General features: G+C 62.2%; 2 protein-coding genes. One reads left to right on the top strand and one right to left on the bottom strand.

The features are described from left to right. Positions 1–281, top strand: a 281-nt coding sequence (locus A2I95_RS38760; RefSeq protein ID WP_291737704.1) for a zinc-binding dehydrogenase, incomplete at its 5' end; no start/stop codon positions are given. Positions 282–331: 50 nt separating this feature from the next. Here the strand turns inward: A2I95_RS38760 and A2I95_RS38755 are convergent. Beyond that, positions 332–1,213 (bottom strand): LysR family transcriptional regulator, encoded by an 882-nt coding sequence (locus tag A2I95_RS38755; protein ID WP_291737703.1) that lies wholly within the window; start codon positions 1,211–1,213, stop codon positions 332–334. Positions 1,214–1,319: the final 106 nt, after the last annotated feature.

Here is a 1,319-nt window from a genome sequence, read left to right as displayed (position 1 = left end):
CGGTGGGGTTTGCCGGCGGCGAGGTGCCGCAAATCCCGGCCAACCACCTGTTGGTGAAAAACCTGACGGTGATCGGGTTTTATCTGGGCGGCTACATGAAATTCCGGCCCGAAGCAGTACACCGGTCCTTTGAGACGCTGTTTGCCTGGCACGGCGAAGGCCGCATCAAGCCGCATATCAGCCACACCCTGCCGCTGGACCGCGCGGCCGAGGGGCTGGACCTGCTGCGCAGCCGCAAGTCCACCGGCAAGGTAGTGATCACCATGGGCGGCAACCGCTGACCAGATAGCGCGTCCGGGCCCTTCCCGCCCGGTGCCGGAGCATCAGCGCATCAACTGGCAGCGCGCAGCGGCGCGGACCACAGCCCCTGAAAGGCCTGACGGATAAATTCGGCCAGCTCCTCGACATAGGGCGCACGCACGCGCTCGGCCCCATAGAGGTTGATGTGCTGCATGGGGAGATCCGGCAAGCCGCAGCCCTGTTCAACCAGCTCCTGATAGCCCGGCTGGGTGCCCTCCAGCAGCACGCCGATGGCCAGGTCGGCACTGACCGTTGCCTCGACGGTGCGGTCGGAATCGCTGTCGAGCGCCATCTCCCATTCGATACCCGCCTTATCCAGCGCCGCGGTGGCCACGGGGCGGAAACTGCAGTTGCGGCAGAAGCCGAGCCGCAGGGGACGCTGCCGCCAGACCGATCCGTCGGGCGCGCCGACCCAGCGCAACGGCATGCTGTGGATCGTCTCACCGCCCTCGCCTGATCCGTTTTCCGTGGTCAGGATCAGGTCGAACGCACCGCGCGAGAATTCGGTTTTCAAGTCGCGGGTGTTGGATGTGCAAAGGTTCACATTCACTCGCGGGTAGCTGAGATTGAACCGCTTCAGCACCTGAGGTATGACCGGATGCACCACGTCATGCGGCACCCCCAGCAGCACCTCGCCCTCAAAGGCCTGGTCTGTCAGCCTGCCGATCACCTCGTCATTCAGCGCCACCATCCTGCGGGCATACCCAAGCATTTGCTCGCCTTCCGCTGTCAGCGCAATAGTGCGCGCGGAGCGGTCCAGAAGGCTCAGCCCCAAAAGCTCCTCCAGCCGCTTCATCTGCATGGAGACCGCCGATTGGGTGAGATGCAGAAAACCGGCTGCCCGGGTCACGCCGCCATTGTCCGCCACCGCCACAAAAGAGCGGAGCGTCGTGATATCGAGATTCCTTACCATCACAGCACCTGATGCATTAGATCAAAAACATTCGTTTTTAAAATGTGCCACAAGACGCCATATTCATCAACACAATTGATCACCCAAAAGGGACGCATCACAAACT

Source organism: Leisingera sp. F5, from assembly GCF_001593695.1.
This window is presented reverse-complemented; position numbering and strand designations above follow the sequence as displayed.

Bases quoted from the DNA above. Each gene is read 5' to 3' on its own strand.
- A2I95_RS38755 (WP_291737703.1), bottom strand. From the start codon at position 1,213: ATGGTAAGGAATCTCGATATCACGACGCTCCGCTCTTTTGTGGCGGTG.